The sequence below is a fragment of the Saccharothrix tamanrassetensis genome (genome assembly GCF_014203665.1).
Classification (GTDB): domain Bacteria; phylum Actinomycetota; class Actinomycetes; order Mycobacteriales; family Pseudonocardiaceae; genus Actinosynnema; species Actinosynnema tamanrassetense.
In genome coordinates, this window is sequence record NZ_JACHJN010000009.1 from 56,027 (window position 1) to 76,407 (window position 20,381).

The 20,381-nt window shown below is 72.2% G+C and carries 16 protein-coding genes and 1 tRNA gene; 7 read left to right on the top strand and 10 right to left on the bottom strand.

Going from position 1 to position 20,381, the window contains the following annotated elements; all coding sequences use genetic code 11:
- Positions 1–489 precede the first annotated feature (489 nt).
- The gene (locus tag FHS29_RS26230) at positions 490–1,404 is read left to right on the top strand and encodes a class E sortase (RefSeq protein WP_312865104.1); all 915 of its coding nucleotides are present in this window, start codon (positions 490–492) and stop codon (positions 1,402–1,404) included.
- The gene (locus tag FHS29_RS26235) at positions 1,404–1,562 is read left to right on the top strand and encodes a hypothetical protein (protein WP_015097467.1); all 159 of its coding nucleotides are present in this window, start codon (positions 1,404–1,406) and stop codon (positions 1,560–1,562) included. Before FHS29_RS26230 ends, FHS29_RS26235 begins: the two co-directional genes overlap by 1 nt.
- Before the next feature lie 4 nt (positions 1,563–1,566).
- Here FHS29_RS26235 and FHS29_RS26240 read toward each other — a convergent pair whose 3' ends face one another.
- Positions 1,567–2,913: an FAD-dependent oxidoreductase gene (locus FHS29_RS26240; protein WP_184694969.1), complete on the bottom strand. Its 1,347-nt coding sequence runs from the start codon at positions 2,911–2,913 to the stop codon at positions 1,567–1,569.
- A gap of 66 nt (positions 2,914–2,979) precedes the next feature.
- Here FHS29_RS26240 and FHS29_RS26245 point away from each other — a divergent pair, with 66 nt between their 5' ends.
- Positions 2,980–3,624 carry an aminodeoxychorismate/anthranilate synthase component II gene (locus FHS29_RS26245; RefSeq protein WP_184694971.1) on the top strand — a complete coding sequence of 215 codons (645 nt, stop codon included), beginning with the start codon at positions 2,980–2,982 and terminating at the stop codon, positions 3,622–3,624.
- Positions 3,625–3,688: 64 nt separating this feature from the next.
- On the opposite strand, the gene pknB is transcribed toward FHS29_RS26245, so the two are convergent.
- From pknB to FHS29_RS26280, 7 genes are all read right to left on the bottom strand, one after another.
- The gene (gene pknB, locus FHS29_RS26250) at positions 3,689–5,680 is read right to left on the bottom strand and encodes a Stk1 family PASTA domain-containing Ser/Thr kinase (protein WP_184694973.1); all 1,992 of its coding nucleotides are present in this window, start codon (positions 5,678–5,680) and stop codon (positions 3,689–3,691) included.
- 69 nt (positions 5,681–5,749) lie between these two features.
- Positions 5,750–7,159: a serine/threonine-protein kinase gene (locus tag FHS29_RS26255; protein ID WP_184694975.1), complete on the bottom strand. Its 1,410-nt coding sequence runs from the start codon at positions 7,157–7,159 to the stop codon at positions 5,750–5,752.
- On the bottom strand, positions 7,159–8,622 hold the full coding sequence (locus FHS29_RS26260) for a peptidoglycan D,D-transpeptidase FtsI family protein (protein ID WP_184694977.1): 1,464 nt from the start codon (positions 8,620–8,622) through the stop codon (positions 7,159–7,161). The genes FHS29_RS26255 and FHS29_RS26260 overlap by 1 nt, the downstream gene beginning before the upstream one ends.
- Positions 8,619–10,103 carry an FtsW/RodA/SpoVE family cell cycle protein gene (locus FHS29_RS26265; protein ID WP_246440867.1) on the bottom strand — a complete coding sequence of 495 codons (1,485 nt, stop codon included), beginning with the start codon at positions 10,101–10,103 and terminating at the stop codon, positions 8,619–8,621. The genes FHS29_RS26260 and FHS29_RS26265 overlap by 4 nt, the downstream gene beginning before the upstream one ends.
- A 4-nt stretch (positions 10,104–10,107) precedes the next feature.
- A complete protein-coding gene (locus tag FHS29_RS26270; protein WP_184694978.1) occupies positions 10,108–11,493 on the bottom strand; it encodes a PP2C family protein-serine/threonine phosphatase in 1,386 nt (461 codons plus the stop codon).
- Positions 11,490–11,951, bottom strand: a complete 462-nt coding sequence (locus FHS29_RS26275; RefSeq protein WP_184694980.1) for an FHA domain-containing protein FhaB/FipA — start codon at positions 11,949–11,951, stop codon at positions 11,490–11,492. Before FHS29_RS26275 ends, FHS29_RS26270 begins: the two co-directional genes overlap by 4 nt.
- A 54-nt stretch (positions 11,952–12,005) precedes the next feature.
- A complete protein-coding gene (locus FHS29_RS26280; RefSeq protein ID WP_184694982.1) occupies positions 12,006–13,184 on the bottom strand; it encodes an FHA domain-containing protein in 1,179 nt (392 codons plus the stop codon).
- 116 nt (positions 13,185–13,300) lie between these two features.
- Here FHS29_RS26280 and FHS29_RS26285 point away from each other — a divergent pair.
- The 3 genes from FHS29_RS26285 (at position 13,301) to FHS29_RS26295 (ending at position 16,841) form a co-directional block, all read left to right on the top strand.
- Positions 13,301–13,386: transfer RNA gene (locus tag FHS29_RS26285), tRNA-Leu, on the top strand.
- Positions 13,387–13,845: 459 nt separating this feature from the next.
- Positions 13,846–14,622 carry an SAM-dependent methyltransferase gene (locus tag FHS29_RS26290; RefSeq protein WP_184694984.1) on the top strand — a complete coding sequence of 259 codons (777 nt, stop codon included), beginning with the start codon at positions 13,846–13,848 and terminating at the stop codon, positions 14,620–14,622.
- Complete coding sequence (locus FHS29_RS26295; protein ID WP_184694986.1) at positions 14,616–16,841, top strand: ATP-binding protein; 2,226 nt, start codon at positions 14,616–14,618, stop codon at positions 16,839–16,841. Before FHS29_RS26290 ends, FHS29_RS26295 begins: the two co-directional genes overlap by 7 nt.
- Here the strand turns inward: FHS29_RS26295 and FHS29_RS26300 are convergent.
- The gene (locus FHS29_RS26300; RefSeq protein WP_184694988.1) at positions 16,807–18,156 is read right to left on the bottom strand and encodes a purine-cytosine permease family protein; all 1,350 of its coding nucleotides are present in this window, start codon (positions 18,154–18,156) and stop codon (positions 16,807–16,809) included. The genes FHS29_RS26295 and FHS29_RS26300 overlap by 35 nt on opposite strands.
- The gene (locus FHS29_RS26305) at positions 18,153–19,136 is read right to left on the bottom strand and encodes a nucleoside hydrolase (protein WP_184694991.1); all 984 of its coding nucleotides are present in this window, start codon (positions 19,134–19,136) and stop codon (positions 18,153–18,155) included. Before FHS29_RS26305 ends, FHS29_RS26300 begins: the two co-directional genes overlap by 4 nt.
- A gap of 618 nt (positions 19,137–19,754) precedes the next feature.
- Between FHS29_RS26305 and FHS29_RS26310 the strand changes: the two genes are divergently transcribed.
- Positions 19,755–20,372, top strand: coding sequence for a hypothetical protein (locus tag FHS29_RS26310; RefSeq protein WP_184694993.1), 618 nt, complete (start codon positions 19,755–19,757; stop codon positions 20,370–20,372).
- Positions 20,373–20,381: the final 9 nt, after the last annotated feature.

Below are 20,381 nucleotides of genomic sequence, written 5' to 3' on the forward strand. Positions count from 1 at the left end.
GCTGAGGTCGACGCTGTCCCGGGCGGCTACCGCAGCGCGGCCGACACCCGGTCCGGTCGGTACGCCCCGGACACCGGGCCTGGCGGGTTCCGCCGCCCCGTTCCCCCCGCGGGTGGACCAGGCCGGTTCGACGGCCCCGACCCCTCACCGCTCAACCGGCGGCTGAACGGCGAGCCGGACCAGAGCTTCCGCGGCGAGGCCCGGGGTGGCGAGGCCCGGAGCGGCGATCCCGAGCCGCTGTCACCCGGCCGCCGACCCCGCCCCGGTCCGCCGCCCGCACAGCCACTCGCGCAAACACCGGCACAGCCACTCGCACCGTCGGCGGTCCCGGCGGACGCCACCCGCTACACGAACGCGTTCTCCGGCAGCCTCCCGCCGCCTCCGCCGCCCGCCGGTCTCCCGCCGGCCGGCCCGCCCCAGGCCGGTGCGCCGCGCCCGGCGCGCCCGCGGCCTCGCCCCGTCGACCCGCCCACCGAGGTCATCGCCCGGGTGGAGGACGACTACGACGCCGCGGACCGGGACGCCGAGGACTACGAGGACGAATACGAAGACGACTACTACGACGACGACGTGGCCGACCACGAGGACGAAAAGCCTCCGGCCCCGGAGGACAGCACCGCGCGCAAGACCGTCCGCACGGTCGGCGAGCTGCTGATCACCGCGGGCCTGGTGATCCTGCTGTTCGTCGTCTACGAGGTCTACGTCACCGACCTCATCTCCGCGGGCAAGCAGGACGACGCGACGCACGCCCTCGACGACCAGTGGAACGCCAACACCGTCGAGCCGGCCGACGCCCAGCGCCAGGCCAAGTACGACCTGATCGAGGGCCAGGCGTTCGCCAAGATGTACATCCCGGTGTTCGGCCCGGACTACAAGTTCTCCGTGGTGGAGGGCACCACCGACAAGCACCTCGAGATCGGTCCCGGCCACTACGTGGACACCGCGCTGCCCGGCGACCCCGGCAACTTCGCGGTCGCCGGGCACCGGGTCGGCAAGGGCGCCCCGTTCAACGACCTGGACCTGCTCGACTCGTGCGACGCGATCGTGGTCGAGACGCAGACCCAGTGGTTCGTCTACCGGATGCTGCCCAAGTCGGGTGAGGTCGCGAATTGGGCGCAGAGCCCCAAGGCCAAGGACCCGAAGTGCGCGAAGGTGTCGCCGCTGGGCGGCTCCTACGACAAGACGGTCGGCCAGGAGGTCGTGCTGCCCTCCCAGGGCGAGGTGATCAACGCGATCCCGCACTTCACCGGCACCGCGCCCGAGGCGCAGCAGGTGGCGCTGATGACGCTGACCACCTGCCACCCCCGGTTCTCCGACAAGCAGCGGCTGATCGTGCACGCGGTGCTGGCGCAGGGCTACCCCAAGGCGCCCGGCTTCGTGCCCGAAGAGCTCAAGGAGCAGTGATGTACGGCTGGATATGGCGCCACCTCCCCGGACCGCTGCCGGTGCGCGTCCTCGAAGCACTGGTCCTGGTGGCCGGGGTGGTGGCGCTGCTGATGTTCGTCGTGTTCCCGTGGGCGGAGCCGAAGCTGCCGTTCAACAACGTGACGACCGCCCAGTAGGGCGTCAGGACCGGGCGACCGCCGTCATCGTCTCCCGGTCCACGACCTTGATCCGCTCCCGGCCCCGCTCGGCGCCGAGCGCGAGTTCGTGCGCGTCGAGCTTGCGCCAGCCGTCCACGGTGGTGAACGGCACGGCGCGCTGCTCCAGGAACCGCACCACCGCGTCCGGGTCGGCGACCGGGGCCTCGGGCAGCCCGGGGGCGTCCGCGAGCAGGCTGGTCACGGTCTCCAGCGCGTCGCCCTTGGTGTGGCCGATCAGCCCGATCGGGCCGCGCTTGATCCACCCCGTCACGTAGACGCCGGTGATGGCCTGGTCGTCCAGGTCGAGCACCCGGCCGGCCTGGTGCGGCACGGTGCCCGAGGTGTGGTCGAACGGCAGGTCCGGCAGGTGCGTGGAGAGGTAGCCGACCGCCCGGTACACGGCCTGGACGGGCCAGTCGGTGAACTCGCCGGTGCCCGCGACGCTGCCGTCGCCCACCAGCTTCATCCGCTCGGTGCGCAGGCCGACCACCGCGCCGTCCGCGCCGAGGACCTCGACCGGGGCCTCCAGGAAGTGCAGGTGCAGCCGGCGCGGCCGGTCGCCGACGTCGCGGATCGCCCACTCCTGGAGCGTCTTCACCACCATCTCGACCTGCTTGTTGGACCGGATGGACGCCATGCTGGCGGCGCAGAAGTCGATGCCCTCCGGGTGCACGACGACCTCGACGTTCGGCGAGTGGTCGAGTTCGCGCAGCTCCAGCGGGGTGAACTTGGCCTGGGCCGGGCCACGCCGGCCGAACACGTGCACGTCGGTGACCGGGCTGGCCAGCAGGCCCTGGTGGACGTTGTCCGGGATCTCCGTGGTGAGCAGTTCGTCGGCGGTCTTCGCCAGGATGCGGGCCACGTCCAGCGCCACGTTGCCGACGCCGAGCACGGCGACCCGCGAGGCGGTCAACGGCCAGGTGCGCGGCACGTCCGGGTGGCCGTCGTACCAGGACACGAAGTCGGCCGCGCCGTGCGAACCGGCCAGGTCGATGCCGGGGATGTCCAGCGGCCGGTCCTTCTCGGCGCCGGTGGAGAAGATCACCGCGTCGTAGAACTGGCGCAGCTCCTCCAGCTTCACGTCGACGCCGTACTCGACGTTGCCGAAGAACCGGACCTCCGGGCGGTCGAGCACCCGCTGGAGGGCGTTGACGATGCCCTTGATGCGCGGGTGGTCGGGCGCGACGCCGTACCTGATCAGGCCGTACGGGGCGGGCATGCGCTCGAACAGGTCGATGCGGACGTCGGCGTCGGACTTGATCAGGGTGTCGGCGGCGTAGATGCCCGCCGGGCCCGCGCCGACGACGGCGACGCGCAGTGAACGTGTCATACTTCCAGGTTAGGTGAGCCTAAGCTGCCTTCTGGCGAGAGGTTGGTCACGGCTACCCTGGTGGACATGCGCGTGCTCGTGGTCGACAACTACGACAGCTTCGTCTACAACCTCGTCCAGTACCTGGCCCAGCTGGGGGTCGAGTCCGTGGTGCGGCGCAACGACGCCGTCGAACTCGACGAGATCGACGGCGTCGGCGGCGTGCTCGTCAGCCCCGGCCCCAGCACGCCCGAGAAGGCGGGCAAGAGCATGGACGTCATCCGCCGCTGCGCGGACCGCGGCGTCCCGGTGTTCGGGGTGTGCCTGGGCCACCAGGCCATCGGCGCGGTCTGGGGCGGCACCGTCGACCTCGCGCCCGAGCTCCTGCACGGCAAGACCAGCGTCGTGCACCACGGCGGCGTCGGCGTGCTGGCCGGCGTGCCCACCCCGTTCACCGCCACCCGGTACCACTCGCTGACCGTGCTGCCGGACACCATCCCGGACGAGTTCGAGGTCACCGGCCGCACCGAGACCGGCGTGGTGATGGCCATGCGCCACCGCGAGCTGCCGGTGGAGGGCGTCCAGTTCCACCCGGAGTCCGTGCTCACCGAGGGCGGTCACCGGATCCTCGCCAACTGGCTCAAGGTGTGCGACTTCGAGGTGCCCGAGGGCACCGTGGCCCAGCTGGAGAACGGCATGAGGCAGCTCGCCGCGGCAGCCGGCCGCATCTGACCCCGCCCCACGCGAGAGGCCCCCGCTCCGGTCCGGAGTCGGGGGCCTCTTCCGCGTCGCGGGACTACCTGGTCGGCCCGCCGGTGCCGCCGACCTTGAAGTCGAACAGGATCACGTTGATCCGGGCGTTCTTCGCGACCGCCGCCTCCGGCTTGATCTCCGTTTCGGCGATCTTCTTGTCCTGGTTCAGGTCGTTGGTCGGGGTCCGGTTCGACACGTTGAGGTCACCGGTCCAGCCGAGCTGACCGAGCTTGGCCCGCGCCTGGCCCTCCGTCATGCCGGTCAGGTCCGGCATCAGGAACTGGTTGCCCTTGGACACGCTCAGCGTGACCAGGGTGCCCTTCTCGGCCCGGCCGGGCGCCGGGTTCTGGGCGACCACCTCGCCCTGGTCCCGCGGGCTGTCCACGTCCTTGGTCTGCACCTTGAACCCGTTGCCCTCCAACGTCTCCCGCGCGCGCTGGATCGTCTGGCCGGTCACGTCGGGCAGCTGCACGGTGTCCGGGCCCTTGCCGATGAACACGGTGATGGCGCTGCCCTTGGCGGCCTTCGTGCCGGCGCCGGGGTTCTGGTCGGCGACCTTGCCGATCAGCCTGTTGTCCTCCACCTCGACCGTCTCGGTGGACTGCTTGAACACCCACTGCGCTTCTTCCAGCTTCTTCTGCGCGTCGACGGGCGACAGGCCCTTCACGTCGGGCACCTCGACCTGCTCGGCGGGTGCGCCGACGATCAGCTTGACCTTGTCCAACTTGGCGACCTCGCGGCCGATCGGCGGGTCGGTCTCCAGCACCTTGTCGATCTGCTCGGCGGTGCACGTCGGCTCGGGGCCGGGCTGGCACGGGCGCGTCACCATGCTGGCGTCCAGGCCCAGCCTGCGCAGCTCGTCCAGCGCGGCGGCCGAGGTCTGGCCCTTCACGTCCGGGATCGGGAACTTGGTCGAGCCCGTGTTGCCGCCCTTGTCGGCCAGCAGCGACGCGGTGATCCAGGCGGCCAGCGCGAGGACCGCGATGCACAGCAGGACGACCAGCGTGATCATGATCGTCTTCTTGCGCCGGGCCCGCCGCTCCTCCTCTTCCTCGGCCACCGGGTCGTAGTCGTCCGGTTCCGCGCGCAGCGCCGACGGGCGGTGCCTGCCGCCGGCGGCCGCCTCGGTGCGCGGCGACTGGTTCAGCACCGCGGTGCGGTCCTCGGGCGTCATCACGGCGGGCGCGGACGGGCGCTGGCCGGACAGCACGCGCACCAGGTCCGCGCGCATCTCGGCGGCCGACTGGTAGCGGTTCGCCGGGCCCTTCGCCATCGCCTTGAGCACGATCGCGTCCAGCGCGGGCGTCACCTTCGGGTTCAGCGACGATGGCGGCTTCGGGTCCTCGCGCACGTGCTGGTAGGCCACCGCCACCGGCGAGTCCCCGGTGAACGGCGGTTCACCGGTCAGCAGCTCGAACAGCACGCAGCCCGACGCGTACACGTCCGACCGGGCGTCCACCGCCTCGCCGCGCGCCTGCTCCGGCGACAGGTACTGGGCGGTGCCGATCACGGCCGCCGTCTGGGTCACCGCCGCCTGGCCGTCGTGCACGGCCCGCGCGATGCCGAAGTCCATCACCTTCACCGCGCCCGAACGGGTGATCATCACGTTCGCGGGCTTCACGTCCCGGTGCACGATGCCGTGCCGGTGGCTGAAGTCCAGCGCCGCCGACACGTCGGCCATGATCTCCATGGCGCGCTTGCCGGTCAGCGGTCCCTGCGTCTTGACGATGTCGCGCAGCGTCCGGCCGTCGACGAACTCCATCACGATGTAGGGCAGCGGGCCGTACTCGGTGTTCGTCTCACCGGTGTCGTAGACGGCGACGATGGCGGGGTGGTTCAGCGCCGCGGAGTTCTGGGCCTCCCTCCGGAACCGCTCCTGGAACTGGGTGTCGCGGGCGAGGTCGGCACGGAGCACCTTGATCGCCACGTCCCGGCCGAGCCGCACGTCGCGGCCCTTGTGGACCTCCGACATGCCGCCGTAGCCGAGGGTCTCACCCAGTTCGTAGCGGTTGGAGAGCAGTCGCGGAGTGCTCATCAGTGCTTCGTCCCGCTCCTCGTCAACGGTCCTGCCATCGCTTCCGTCCGCCTTCGTACCGTTCGGGCGTTACGTCGGTACACACGTCACCGTCACCCGTGAGCCGATCGCAACCTCGCCCGTCGGGCTCAGATCCATCACCAGGCACCGCTCCTGATCCCTCGGCGCGCCACCCTGTTCGGCGTGCACCTCGGGCTCCAAGCCGTACCCGGAGAGCTTCTTCGCGACCTCGTCGGCCGGGCGGTCGACGAAGTCGGACTTCGTGATCGTGACCTTCGGTGTGCCGGGGATCCGATCGGTCGAGTCCTGCGCGGTCGTGCCGGCGCTCGTGGCACCCGGCCTGCCGGCCCCGCCGGGCACCTCTTCTTCCTTGCCGATCGCGCGCAGGATGACCACGCCTAGAACCAACAGCGCGGCCACCAGCACAGCGACCATAACCCACAGCACGGCCCTGTTGCGCCCCGGTGGGCGCGCCGGCGGCGGCAACGGTCCGAAAGCGCCCGTGCGCGGAGTGTTCACCTGCGGCGGTACCGGCTGCATCCCCGGTCGGGAGGCCGGCTGGCTCACCGGCACGCCCGGCGGGGTGAGCTGCGCCATAGGGGCCGGCCCGAGGGCCATGGCGAACCCGGTCGGCGCGGGCAGCGGCTGCCCGGCGCGCACCGCGCCCACCGCGGCGGCGAACTCGCCCCCGTTGCGGTACCGCTGGCGCGGGTCCTTCACCAGGGTCGCCTCGATCAGCGCGCGCGGGCCCGGCGGCACGTCCGGCGGCAGCGGCGGGGCGATGTCCCGGATGTGCATCATGGCCACGGTCACCGCGTTCTCGGACAGGAACGGCCGGTGCCCGGTCAGGCACTCGTAGCCGCACACGGCCAGCGCGTACACGTCGCTGGCGGGCTCGGCCGCGTGGCCGAGGGCCTGCTCGGGGGCGATGTAGTGGGCGGTGCCCATGACCATCCCGGTGTGCGTCACCGGGGCGGCGTCGGCTGCCTTCGCGATGCCGAAGTCGGTGATCTTCACCGTGCCGTTCGGGGTGACCAGGATGTTGCCCGGCTTCACGTCCCGGTGCACCAGGCCGCGCTCGTGCGCCGCCTGCAACGCGTTGCCCGCCTGCTCCAGCACGTCCAGCGTGCGGTCCGCGCCGAGCCGGCCGCGCGCGATGATCGCCGCCAGCGGCTCGCCCTCCACCAGTTCCATCACCAGGTACGCGGTGTCCTCCGGCCCGTCGGGCACGGACGCCGTCTCGCCGTAGTCGTGCACCGCGGCGATACCGGGGTGGTTCAGCGACGCCGTGGTGCGCGCCTCGATCCGGAACCGGTTGAGGAACTCCGAGTCGCCGGACAGCTCCGCCTTCAGCACCTTCACCGCGACCTTGCGGTCCAGCCGGGTGTCGGCCGCTTCCCAGACCTCGCCCATGCCACCCACCGCGATCCGCTTGGACAAGCGGTACCGCTCGGCGAGCAACTGGCCGGAGGTCAGCATCAGCGGCTCCCGAGATAGGCGCCGACGACCGCGCGGCCCAGCGGCGCGGCGACCCGGCCCCCGGTCGCGGCCAAGCCCGCGTCACCGCCGTTCTCCACGATCACGGCGATCGCGATCTCCGGCTTCTCGGCCGGCGCGAACGCCACGTACCAGGCGTGCGGCTTGGTGTTCTTGACGTTCTCGCCGTGCTCGGCGGTGCCGGTCTTGGAGGCGATGGTCACGCCGGACAGCTTGCCGCCACCGGCGGTGTTCTTCTCCGACTCGACCATCATGTCGCGCAGCGCGTGGGCGTGGTCGACCTTCATCGCGTCTTCGACGTCGTCGCCCTTGTCCTCGCTGATCACCTGGAGGTCGGGGGCGAGGATCTTCTGCACCAGGTGCGGGCGCATCCGCACGCCGCCGTTGGCGATGGTCGCCGCGACCACCGCGTTCTCCAGCGGTGTCACCAGCACGTCCCGCTGGCCGATGCCGGTCTGGTAGACCGCCGGCCGCTCCGTCATCGGGCCGAGCCGGGAGGTCTCCACCGGCATCGGGATGTTCAGGTCCTGGTCGTCGAAGCCGAACTTCGCGGCGGCCTTGCGCAGCTTCTCCGGGCCCAGCTGGTCGGCCAGCACCGCGAACGCGGTGTTGCACGACTTCGCCAGCGCCTCCTGGAGGGTGGCGGTCACGCCGTTGCCGCAGTTGGTGTCGTTGTAGTTCGGCAGCGGTGTGTTGGTGCCCGGCAGGGTGATCACCGGCCGGCCGTCGACCTCGCTGTCCTTGGTCTTGCCCTCGGCCAGCGCGGCGGCGGCCACGATCAGCTTGAACGTCGAACCGGGCGCGTAGAGCCCGGCGATCGAGCGGTTGAGCATCGGCAGGTCGCCGTCCGGCGCGTTCAGCGCCTTCCACGCCGCCATCTGCTCTTCCACGTCGTGGCTGGCCAGCGCGTTCGGGTCGTAGGACGGGGTGGACGCCATGGCCAGGATCTCGCCGGTCTGCGGCCGGATCGCCACCACCGAGCCGTTGACGCCCTGGAGCTGCTCGAAGGCGACCCGCTGGAGCGCCGCGTCGATGGTCAGCTGGAGGCTGCCGCCCTTCGGGTCGCGCCCCGTGATCAGGTCGGACACCCGGCGCGCGAACAGCCGGTCGTCCGAGCCGTTGAGCAGGTCGTCCTCGGCCCGCTCCAGCCCGCTCGAACCGTAGACCGTGGAGAAGAAGCCGGTCACCGGGGCGAACGCCGCGCCCTGGTACTTGCGCAGGTAGCGCAGCCGGTCGGTGGTCTTCTCCACGGTCGCCAGCGGCTCGCCGCCGGCCGCGATGATCTGGCCGCGCTCGCGCGAGTACTGGTCCAGCACCACCCGCCGGTTCAGCGGGTCCTTGCGGTAGTCGTCGGCCTTGATGACCTGCACGTAGGTGGCGTTCGCCAGCAGCAGCAGCATCATCGCCATCATGGCGAGGCCGACCCGGCGGAGCGGTTTGTTCATTTGGGACGCTCCACCATGACAGTGAACTGGTCGGCGATCGCGGGCTGCTGCGGACGCGGCTTGGGCGTCGTCTTCGGGGCGCGCGCCGCGTCCGAGATGCGCAGCAGCAGCGCCACGAGGATGTAGTTCGCCAGCAGCGACGAACCGCCGTAGGACAGGAACGGCGCGGTGATGCCGGTCATCGGGATCAGCTTGGTGACACCGCCGACGACGATGAAGATCTGGAACGCCACCGCGAACGCCAGGCCGCCGCCGAGCAGCTTGCCGAACGTGTCCCGCACGGCCAGCGCCCCGCGCATGCCGCGCATCGCGAACACGGTGTAGATCAGCAGCACCGCGGCCAGGCCCACGAAGCCCAGCTCCTCGCCGATCACCGCGGTGATGAAGTCGGTGTTCGCCTCCGGGATCTGGTCCGGCCGGCCACCGCCCAGACCCGCGCCGAACAGGCCGCCGGTGCCCAGGCCGAACAGCGACTGGACGATCTGGTAGCCCTTGTTCGCCGCGTCCGCGAACGGGTCCAGCCAGTTCTGCACCCGGATCTGCACGTGGCCGAACATCTTCCACGCCGCGACCGCGCCCACGCAGAACATCACCACGCCGAGCACCACCCACGCCGCGCGTTCGGTCGCCACGTAGAGCAGCACGAGCACGATGCCGAAGAAGAGCAGCGAGGAGCCCAGGTCCTTCTGGAGCACCATGATGCTCACGCCGACCAGCCAGGCCGCCACCAGCGGGCCCAGGTCGCGGGCGCGCGGCAGGTCCATGCCCAGCACCCGGCGGCCGGCGGTGGTGAACAGCTCCCGCTTGGACACCAGGAACGCCGCGAAGAACACCATCAGCAGGATCTTGGCGAACTCACCCGGCTGGATGGAGAACGCGCCGAAGCTCAGCCAGATCTTCGCGCCGTTGATCTCCGGCGCGATGAAGCTGGGCAGCACGCCCGGCAGCACCAGCGCCACCAGGCCCAGGAACCCGCACGTGTAGCCGTAGCGGGCCAGCGTGCGGTGGTCGGACAGCACCTTCAGCGCGGTGCAGAACAACACCAGCGCGATCGCCGTCCACAGCACCTGCTTGGGCGCGGCGGGCGACCACACGACGCCCTTCGGCAGCTTCACGTCCGCCATCGCCAGGTCGATCCGGTGGATCATCACCAGGCCCAGGCCGTTGAGCAGCGCCACGCACGGCAGGATCACCGGGTCCGCGTAGGGCGCCCACCTGCGCACCGCGAAGTGCGCCACGGACAGCAGGCCCAGGTAGGCCAGGCCCAGCCACACGATGCGCATGGTCAGTTCCTGCTCCTGGTTGGCCTCCACCAGGATCAGGGCGATCGTCACGAGCAGGGCGGCGAACGCGAGCAGGAAGAGTTCGCTGCCCCGTCTGGTGGGCGGCTTCAACCCCGGCGACGTGCTCGACGCCGCGGGCGGAGTGCCTCCCGCCGCCGCGGGCGGCGTGCCCTGCGCGCCGGGGACCGGCGAACCCATACGTCTACTGACCCTTCCGGCAGTCCGTGCCCGGCTTCTGCACGGGCGAGGGCACCGGTGTGCCCTCCGGAGTGGTGGACGTGGTCGGCTGGACCGGGGTTGCCGACGGGTCGACCGGAGTGGTGGTCGTCGCCGGGCTGGTCGTCTGCTCCTTCGGGCAGAACGGCAGCGTCTGCTCGGTGCGCAGCCGGCGGATGGCCTCCCGCGCGCCCTCCAGCCCGTCCACGTCGGTGATGCCGTTGCGCACCACGTCCCTGGTGGCCACCTTCAGGTCGTCCACCGTGATCGGCTCGCACGCCTGCGCACCCGGCGGGCACGAGCCCTCCACCAGGGTGTGCAGCTCGAACCCGAAGACGCTGCCGGTGACCCCGCGGAACACCGACACCTGGCCGTCCGGCCCGGCGCCCACGTAGTACTGGCGCAGCACGTACCAGCGGGTGCCCAGACCGGCCGCCACCAGCAGCAGGAGCAGGAACACCACCAGCGCCAGCGCCTTGATCCGGTTGCCGCGCGACCGGCGCGGGTCCACCGGCGGCGGCTGCGGCTCGGCCCGCTGCGGGATCGGCCGGGGCCCCGTTATCGAACTCGCCCGCGAGGCGGGCGAGTCGGGGGGAGGCGGGTCGTCGCTGCCGTCACCGGCCGCGCCGCCCAGTATCGGGGCGTCCTCCCCGAAGTCCACGTCGACCACGTCGGCGATCACGACCGTCACGTTGTCCGGCCCGCCGCCCTTGAGCGCGAGCTCGATCATCCGGTCCGCGCACGCCTGCGGGTCCGGGATGCGGATCGCCTCTTCCAGCGTCTCCATGCTCACCACGCCGGACAGCCCGTCCGAGCACAGCAGGTAGCGGTCGCCCGGCCGGGCTTCCCGCACCATCAGCCGGGGCTCCACCTCGTGCCCGGTCAGCGCGCGCAGCAGCAGCGACCGCTGCGGGTGCGTCGCCGCCTCCTCCTCGGTGATCCGGCCCTCGTCGATCAGCGACTGGACGAACGTGTCGTCGTGCGTGATCTGGGTGAACGTGCCGTTGCGGGCCATGTAGGCGCGCGAGTCGCCGATGTGCACCATGCCCAGCCGGTTGCCCGCGAACAGCACGGCGGTGAGCGTGGTGCCCATGCCGTCCAGGTCGGGGTCGGACTGCACGAGCTCGGAGATCGCGCCGTTGCCGGCGATCACCGCCTCGCGCAGCTGGCCGAGCAGGTCGTCGCCCGGTTCGTCGTCGTCGAGCGGGGCCAGGGCGGCGATGACCACCTTGCTGGCCACCTCGCCGGCGGCGTGGCCGCCCATGCCGTCGGCGAGCGCGAGCAGGCGGGGGCCCGCGTACACGGAGTCCTGGTTGTTGGAACGCACCAGACCCCGGTCGCTGCGGGCCGCGTATCGAAGGACGAGGGTCATGAGCGCAGCTCGATCACCGTTTTGCCGATTCGGATCGGGGAGCCGAGCGGGACGCGGAGTGGGGCCGTGACCTTCGCCCGGTCGAGGTAGGTGCCGTTCGTGGAGCCCAGGTCCTCCACGTACCAGTCGGTGCCGCGCATGGACAGCCGCGCGTGCCTGGTCGACGCGAAGTCGTCGTCCAGCACGAGCGTGGAGTCGTCCGCGCGCCCGATCAGGATCGGCCTGCCGTCCAGGGAGATGCGGGTGCCCGCCAGCGCGCCGTGCGTGACGACGAGCTGCCGGGGCGCTTTGTTGCCCTTCGCGGCCTTCTTGGCGCCTCTACGCAGACCCGGCGTCGGAACGCGCAGTCCCGACGCCGCGTACAGGTCGGACCGGACCACCCTCAGCGCAGCCAACACGAACAACCAGAGCAGGACGAGGAAGCCCGCTCTGGTCAGCTGCATCACCAGCTCTGGCACCGGTTGTAACCGCTCCTGCCTTGAGTGCCGTCACGCCTTCGCCCGTCTCGACCGCTAGCCCTGGGTGCGGAAAACCAGTGAAGAGTGGCCGATGCGGACGACGTCGCCTTCCGCGAGCTGCCAAGTCTGCACCGGAGTGCCGTTCACCGTGGTGCCGTTTGTCGAACCGAGATCAGCGAGCATGGCACTGTGCCCGTCCCAGGTGATCTCCAGGTGCCTCCTGGACACGCCGGTGTCGGGCAGCCGGAAGTCGGCCTCCTGCCCGCGGCCGACCACGTTGCCACCCTGCTTGAGGTTGTAGGTGCGGTTCGAACCGTCGTCCAGGTGCAGCGTCGCGGTCAGCTGGCGCGGGCCGGACTGGACCGCCGGCGGGGCGTAGCCCTGCGACGCGTCCGGGTAACCGCCCTGGCCGTAGCCCTGGTCGTAACCGGGCTGGCCGTAGCCGGGCTGCTGCCCGTAGCCCTGGTCGTAGCCGGGCTGAGGTTGCTGGCCGTAGCCCTGGTCGTAGCCCTGCTGGCCGTAGCCCTGGTCGTAACCGGGCTGGCCGTAGCCGGGCTGCTGCCCGTAGCCCTGGTCGTAGCCCTGCTGACCGTAACCCTGCTCGTAGCCCTGCTGCTGTTGGCCGTAGCCCTGGTCGTAGCCGGGCTGCTGCTGCTGCCCGTAGCCCTGGTCGTAGCCGGGCTGCTGCTGCTGGCCATAGCCCTGGTCGTAGCCCTGCTGCTGGCCGTAGCCGCCCTGCGCATAGGGGTCGTAGCCGGGCTGGCCCTGTCCTTGTCCGTAGCCGGGAGGCTGGCTCATGGATCCGTCTCCTGCAGTGCGAGGTGGTGCTGACCGTCGGCTGTCAACTTTCACGTCGGGGTCGACGGACGAGCTGGTTCGGAACTGACCGGTGTGCAGCGCGTCGGAGCGCTCCAAGGAGACTACGACGTCACCATAGGTATCCCATCCGCTCTCTTCGAGGTGCTCCCGGATGGAGTCACCGAGAAGCTGGGTGATGCGTAGTTCATCCTGGCCGTCACCGGCAAGCCGATCGTGGTCCTGGGGGCCCAGCAGGACCTGGTAGTGGTTCGGTGCGAGCAGCCTGCCACCCGCGAGCTCGCGGATGTTGACCTCGGCTTCCCGGGCGAGGGCCTGTGCCACTTCCTGCGGGACGACGTTGCCGCCGAACACACGGGCGAAGGTGTTGCCGACGATGCCTTCCAGACGGCGCTCGAAGCGCTGTACGAGGCCCACGGCAACCCTCCGACTCGGTCGACTTCCAACCCCGATCGTATCCGGGGTGACGTGCCGGTACACGGGGCAATTGGTAACCCGGACGAGCGCCGTGCTAGTGTTCTCCACGTCGCTCCGGGCGAGTGGCGGAATGGCAGACGCGCACGGTTCAGGTCCGTGTGTCCGAAAGGACGTGGGGGTTCAACTCCCCCCTCGCCCACCAAAGGGCTGATGGAAATCAGCCCGATCGGACCGGTGTTTTCCGGTTTCGAGTCGAGATAGCGGTTCGACGAGGCCCCGCGGTTGCGGGGCCTCAGTGCTGTCCGGGGTCCTTCGGCGGCCGGTGCGCCTGTGGCGTAGACCACTCGTTCGGGCTAGTGGGGCGGGTCGGGCCGGTACGACCGATCGGTGAGGGGCAGGGTGGGCGTCGCCGGGTTCCGGAGGGTTCCGGGCCGGCATCGGTCCGATCCCGGGGTACCCGTTGACGACTCGCGCACCGCTGCGAAGCGTGTGATCCGCGTTACGTCCGTTCCGGTCGGAATCGTCGGTGCCCGACACCAGCGCGTCGGTGCGGCGGCTGTGGTGATCTTCGTCGCAGTCGGGTGAGCGTTGCTTGCGTTGTTGGTGTGAGAAGTCGGGCCGGCGCTTGCCCCGTGCGGGGTGGGCGACCAGGGTTTGGGCAGTGAGCACCGAGGTTGGCGAACCCACGATGGCCGGGGTGTACGACGGTCTGCTCGGGGGGATCGCCAACTTCGACCCGGATCGGCGCCTGGTGGAGGAGATCGGGAAGCTCTCCTCGTCGCCGCAGCGGTTGGAGCGGGAGAACCGGGCGTTCCTGCGGCGGGCCGTCGGGTACTGCGCCGAGGTCGGGGTTCGGCAGTTCCTGGACCTGGGGTGCGGGGCGCCGCGGGACGACTCGGCGTTCGCGTTGGTGCGCGGGTTGGGCTGCCGGGTGGTGTGCGTGGACGTCGACCCCGAGGTGGTGGCCCACACGACGTTGGCGGTGGACGGCATCGACAGCGCCGGCGTGGTGGAGGCCGACTGCCGGCGGCCGGAGGCGGTGTTCGGGGCGGACGCGGTCCGGTTCGGGCTGGACTTCGGGCTGCCGGTGGCCGTGCTGATGGTGTCGGTGTTGCAGTTCGTGCCGGACGCGGACGACCCGGCCGGGGTCGTCGCCGGGTACCGCTCGCGGCTGGCGCCGGGGAGCGTCGTCGCGGTGTCGCACCCGAGTGCGGACGGCGAGCCGGTGCTGCACGCGGTGGCGGCGATGTGCCCCGGCCGGCCCACGCTGCGGACGCGGTCGGAGGTGGCGGCGCTGTTGCCTGCGGGACGGGTGGTGGAGCCCGGACTGGTGCCGGTGCCGGACTGGCGGCCGGACGACGGCCCGGTCGGCGGTGCGGTGAGCGGCCCGGTCGGCGGTGCGCGGTACCCGTACTACGCGGCGGTGGTCCAGTGCTGAGCACCGGGGAGCACGACGCGTTCCGCAAGCTGATGAAGCGGTTGCGGGAGGAGCAGGGCCGGTCGTTCCGGTCGTTGGCCGAGCACACGAACTACGACCCGAGCCACCTGGCCGGGGTGGAGCGCGGCCGGCGGTCGCCGAAGCTCGACCTCGCCGAGCAGGTGGACCGGGCGCTGGGCGCGGGTGGGCGGCTCATCGCGACTTTGCGGCGGCGGCCCGCGCAGTTGTCGGCGGTGGTGAGCCCGTTCGTGGGACGGGAAGAGGAACTCCGGCTGCTGCACGAGGCGGTGGACGGCGACCGGACCGACGGGTCGCCCCGGGTGGTCGTCGTGGAAGGGCCGCCCGGCGTGGGCAAGACGAGCCTGGCGCTGCGGGTGGCGCACGACGTGAAGGAGCGGCACCCGGACGGGCAGGTCTACGCGAACCTGCACGGCTACTCGCCGGCGCGGGCCCCGGCGCACCCGGCCGACGTGCTGGAGGAGTTCCTGTCGGCGTTGGGGCTGCGGGACATCCCGCCGGGCCTGGACGAGCGGGCCACCACGTTCCGCTCGGTGCTGGACGGCCGGCGGGTGCTGATCGTGCTGGACAACGCGGCGCGGGTGGAGCAGGTGGAGCCGCTGCTGCCGGGGTCGGCCTCGTGCACGGTGCTGGTGACCAGCCGGCGCGAGCTGACCGGGCTGGCGGTGCGGAACGGGGTCACCAGGCTGACCGTGCGCCCGATGACGCCGGTCGAGTCGACCACCCTGGTGCGCGGTGTGATCGGGGAGCGGGCCGCCGCCGAGCCGGAGGCGGTGGACGTGCTGGTGGAGCGGTGCGGGCGGCTGCCGTTGGCGCTGCGGATCGCCGGGGAGTGGGTGGCCCGGCGTCCCGGTCACGCGGTGCACGACCTGGCGGCGCGGCTCGCGGACGAGCAGCACCGGTTGGACGGCCTGGACACCGGGGACCGGTCGACCGCGATGCGGGCGGTGATCGGGTGGTCCTACCGGGAGCTGCCGGAGCAGGCCGCTCGGCTGTTCCGGCTGCTGGGCCTGTACCGGGGGGTGCACTTCAGCGTCGACTCGGCGGCGGCGTCGGCCGGGTTGCCGCACGAGGTGACGCGACGGCTGCTGGAGGAACTGGCGTCGGTGCACCTGGTGGAGCCGTGTGCGCCGGGCCGGTACCGGCTGCACGACCTGCTGCGGGCCTACGCGGCCGAGCAGGCGGAGGTCGCCGAGTCGGAGGCGTCGCGGGAGGCGGCTGTCCGCCGGTTGGTCGAGTGGTACGTGCACACCGCACGGGCGGCCGGGCGGATGCTGGCCCCGCACCGGGCGGTCCCCTTCACCCTGCCTCGCGTGTCGGAGGGGGTGGAGCCGGCCAGGTTCGTGTCCGACCTGACCGCGCTGGCCTGGTGCGACACCGAGTCGGACAACTTCGCGCCGATGATCCGGCTGGCCTACCGGTACCGGCAGTGGACGCCGGCCTGGCAGTTGGCCGTGGTGCTGTGGGACTGGCTCCAGGTGCGCAAGCCGTTGTCGGTGTGGATCGAGACGCACGAGGCGGCGTTGCGGGCGGCGCGGCGGGCGTTGGACGCGGAGGCGGACGCCTGGGTGTGCACGAACCTCGCGCAGGCGTTCCACCAGCAGCGGTGCTTCGACGCGAGTCGGGCGCGGTACGAGTACGCGCTGGAGGTGCGGCGGCGCCGGGACGACCTGCACGGGCAGGCCTGGACGTTGGCGGGGCTGGTGTTCCTGTCCGTGGACGAGAGGCGGATGGCCGAGGCGCTGGACTGCGCCGAGCAGTCGTTGCGGATCTTCGCCGAGGTCGGCGACCAGGAGGGCACCGCCGAGGTGCTGCTGGCGCGGGTGGACGCGTGGCGGGCGGGCGCGCCGGACCGGGTCGGCGAGGCGGAGGAGCAGGTGCGCGAGGCGTTGGGGCTGTTCGAGGCGCTGGAGATCCACGACGGGCAGGGGCGGGCGTGGCTCAAGCTCGCGGCGCTGTTCGAGGAGCGCGGTGAGCTGGTGCAGGCGTTGCAGGCCGCCGGGCGGGCGCTGGACGCGTACCGGCGGGGCGGGGACCGGCGGGGTGAGGCGGACGCGTTGCTGCGGCAGGCGGACCTGCTGGACGCGGCCGGGCAGTCGGGGCGTCCGGAGCGGGAACAGGCGTGGGAGCTGTACGACCTGCTGTCGGATCCGCGTGCGGACGAGATCATCCAGCGGGTGCAGTCGGTCCGGCCGGAGTGACGGGTCTCCGCGGGCGCAGGACCGTGGTGGTCAGGGCGGTGTAGAGGGCGGCGGCGACGAGGAATGCCGTTGCCGCGCCGAGGAAGTGACCGGCGATCGTCGCGGCGACCAGCGCGGAGGTGCCGGCCGGGTTGACGCGGCCGTAGCCCCCGTCCGGGTTCGTCAGGTCCGGTGCCGAGTAGCCGTCCCGGCGGTGCAGCAGGAGGTCGGCGACGAAGATCGCGGACCAGGCCGCGGCCACGGTGCCGAGCGCGGACAGGAACGCCTGCCACGGGCCGAGGAAGTCCGGTGCCCGGAACACCACGTAGCTGCCGAAGGCGACGACCAGGACGGCGTCGACGACGACCGTGAGCGGTCGGCGGATGCGCACGCCCAGGGCTTGCAGCGCCAGGCCGGACGAGTAGACGCCGAGCGTGCCGGACGCGACCAGGCTGAGCAGCACTGCGGTCAGGAACGGCAGCAGGAACCACGTGGGCAGGCGGTCGGCCAGGGCGCCGATCGGGTCGGTGGCGGCGGTGGCGGCCAGTTCGGGGTCGGCGCTGAGCAGGACGCCGGCCGTCATCAGGACCAGCGGGGCGAGCGCGCCGCCGAGCGCGGTCCAGCCGGCGACGGCGCGCGGTGACGACGTGCGGGGCAGGTAGCGGCTGTAGTCCGCGCCGCCGGTGATCCAGCCCAGGCCGGTCGCGGCGGCCACCAGGGCGACACCACTGAGGATCGCGGTGGCGCCGCCGCCGGTCGGCAGGTTCGCCGGGTCGACGCCGGGCAGCACCATGGCGAGGTAGCCGGCGGTCATCACGGCGAGGGCGACGGTGATCCACCGGTGCACGCGCGTGATCACGTGCAGGCCGTAGACGCCCAGGACCACCGATGCCCCGGTGACCAGCACGAACCCCAGGACGAGGGACAGCCCGGCGTTGACGCCCAGGCGGGTGAGGACGGTGCGGGCGGACAGCGCGCCCAGGGTGACGGCGAGGGTTTCCCAGCCGATCAGGGCCAGGTAGTTCAGCGCGCCGGGCAGGGCGTTGCCGTGCACGCCGAACGCGGCGCGGGAGAGCACCATGGTGGGAGCGCCGCCCTTGGTGCCGGCCACCGCGACCAGGCCGAGCAGCGGGTACGACAGCAGCACGCCGAGGGTGATCGCGATCAGCGCCTGCCACCAGCCCAGGCCGAGCGCCACCACGTACACGCCGGTCGTGACGCCGTAGATGCCCAGGTTGGCGGCGGCCCACGGCCAGAACTGGCGGCGCGGCGTGCCGTGGCGCTCGGCGTCGGTGATCCAGTCGATGCCGGTCTGCTCCACGGTCCACCTGCTCATGGCGGCGATCCTCCCGGACCGCCGGTGAGGGTGCGCAGGAGGCGGCGGAGCACCTCGTCGGTGCGGGCTTCGAGCACCACCTCGACCGGTGGTCTGGGCGGCAGCGCCACGCCGAACCGCACCGGGCGCCGGTCGGTGAGCAGCCGGCCCCGGCAGTGGCCGGCGGTCTCGCAGGTGACCTCCAGTTCCTGGGTGACCAGGGCGAGGCCCGGGTCCAGCGCGATCGCGGCGGCCACCACGTCGTCCAGCCGGCAGCCCCGCCGGCCGTGCTCCTCGGTCTGCGCGTCGACGTAGTGCCCCATCCAGTCGGCGACCCGGCGGGCCGGCGGCGTGCTCGCGGCCTCCACCGCCGCCACCCAGCCGGCGTCCGCCCAGGCCCCGGCGGTCGCGTCCACCGGGACCAGGGTCAGCGGGAACCCGGCGGCCAGCACGTGCTCGGCGGCCTCCGGGTCGTGGAAGGCGTTGGCGTCGGCGAACGGCGTGACGTTGCCGTGCTCGGTGAACGAGCCGCCCATCCACACCACCCGGCGGAGCAGTCGCGGGAGGCGGGGCTCCAGGTCGAGCGCGAGCGCGAGGTTGGTCAGCGGGCCGAGTTCCAGCACGGTCAGCTCGCCGGGGCGGTCCCGGGCCAGCCGCACCAGTTGCTCCGCGGCGGACTCCCGGACCGGCGTCCCGGCCGGCGGCGGGCCCGCCCGGCCGCCCAGCCCGTCCGGTCCGTGCACGACCTGGCCGCTGAGCTCGGGCGCGGGCTCCCGGCCGTTCCACATCCGGGTCGCGCCGACCGCGACCGGCACCCGGTCCCAGCCCACCAGCTCCAGCACCCGCAGCGTGTTCACGGCGGCGGCCTCGGCGGGCAGGTTGCCGTGCACGCTGCCGGCCGCGACCAGGTCCGCCCGCAGGCCGGCCAGGTGGATCAGCGCGAGGGCGTCGTCCAGGCCCGGGTCGGTGTGCACGACGAGCGGGTGGCGGCGGTTGTCCATGGCGGTCCATGGTGGGCGCGGACGGGCGGCGGGTCACGCGTGCGCGCGTTTTGACCACGACTGACCACGCCACCCGATTCCGGTGCGGCTCGCGGGCCTGCATAGTTGCCGGTGGACCGGCCCGTCAGCGTGGGGGTGTTGACGGTTCCGGCGAGGCGGCCGGGGACTCTCCCCCCTGTGCCGCCGCGGTGGTGCCCGGCGGGACGGATGGGGGCCTGCCCCGCCGGGCACGCCGAACCCCCGTCCCGGTGTCCTCGGCCGCTGGGCGGCAGGTTTCCGGTGCTCGGTGGGCGGTCGGTCGATTTGGGGCGGTGAACGGTCGGTCCGCCGGCCGTCCTCGCGGTGGCGTGGGTCACTTCCGGGGCCGGCGCACGGCTCGGCTGAGCACGCTGAGCACGTTTTTGCGGGGTTTCGGGTCCGCCATGTCACCCGGACGGCAGCATCGCCGGGCCGAACTCCCGAAAAGCGGTATCGACCGGTCACCGATCGGTCCGCGCCGTCGATCGCAGGCACCCGCTGAGCCGGCGGGCGGCAGGGTAGCCGGGTGGTAGGCCTTATGCAGAGCACGAGTCGAAACGCGGCGGGCCCAACCGCCGTGGTTGCCGAGGAGGCCCTGGCGTGAGCAGCACACCAGCACGGATCGCGGACACCGGCGAAGCACGGGCGCTGTCGTCCACCGCGATCCCGGTTCCGGAACTGCCCGGCTCCGTGGCGGAGTTGGCGGCCGCCGCGGCCGTGCGGCTCGGCTGGCACGGGGTGGTGCTGCCCGAGATGGTGCTGATGGGGCGCAAGGTCGTCGTCGTCGCCGAACTGCTCGCCGACGCGCACGCCGAGCGGGTGTGCCTGGGCGCGGACCCCGAGTCGGACCGCACCACGGTGTCCACCTGGGTGTGGCCCGAGATGGACGGCCGGGTGCCACCGGCCGCCGTGCGGATCGTCGGGGTGCTGGCGGTGGCCCGTCACTGGCGGACCGCGCTGGCGTCGGCCGTGCCGTTCGCCCGGTTCGGCAACGCGGCGGCCGTGCTGCCCTCCTCGGTCGCGTTCACCCACGACTACCTGGCCAACTGCCTGCCCCGGGTCCGTCGGTACGGCGTGTCCGTGCTGCTGGCGGACGAGGAGTGCGACCTGTCGACGGACGTCGCCGGCCGCAACGAGACCGTGCCGGTGGAGGACACCGCGACCACCCGTTGGGTGAATGAACTGGTCTACGAGCAGCTGCTGGTTTCCGCGTCCTGATCTACCGTC

Excerpts from the sequence above, each read along its gene's own strand:
- FHS29_RS26305 (WP_184694991.1), bottom strand. The coding sequence starts at position 19,136 with ATGGACAACCGCCGCCACCCGCTCGTCGTGCACACCGACCCGGGCCTG.
- FHS29_RS26255 (WP_184694975.1), bottom strand. The coding sequence starts at position 7,159 with ATGCTGACCTCCGGCCAGTTGCTCGCCGAGCGGTACCGCTTGTCCAAG.
- FHS29_RS26260 (WP_184694977.1), bottom strand. The coding sequence starts at position 8,622 with ATGAACAAACCGCTCCGCCGGGTCGGCCTCGCCATGATGGCGATGATG.
- FHS29_RS26235 (WP_015097467.1), top strand. The coding sequence starts at position 1,404 with ATGTACGGCTGGATATGGCGCCACCTCCCCGGACCGCTGCCGGTGCGC.
- pknB (WP_184694973.1), bottom strand. The coding sequence starts at position 5,680 with ATGAGCACTCCGCGACTGCTCTCCAACCGCTACGAACTGGGTGAGACC.
- FHS29_RS26245 (WP_184694971.1), top strand. The coding sequence starts at position 2,980 with ATGCGCGTGCTCGTGGTCGACAACTACGACAGCTTCGTCTACAACCTC.
- FHS29_RS26240 (WP_184694969.1), bottom strand. The coding sequence starts at position 2,913 with ATGACACGTTCACTGCGCGTCGCCGTCGTCGGCGCGGGCCCGGCGGGC.
- FHS29_RS26265 (WP_246440867.1), bottom strand. The coding sequence starts at position 10,103 with ATGGGTTCGCCGGTCCCCGGCGCGCAGGGCACGCCGCCCGCGGCGGCG.
- FHS29_RS26270 (WP_184694978.1), bottom strand. The coding sequence starts at position 11,493 with ATGACCCTCGTCCTTCGATACGCGGCCCGCAGCGACCGGGGTCTGGTG.
- FHS29_RS26300 (WP_184694988.1), bottom strand. The coding sequence starts at position 18,156 with ATGAGCAGGTGGACCGTGGAGCAGACCGGCATCGACTGGATCACCGAC.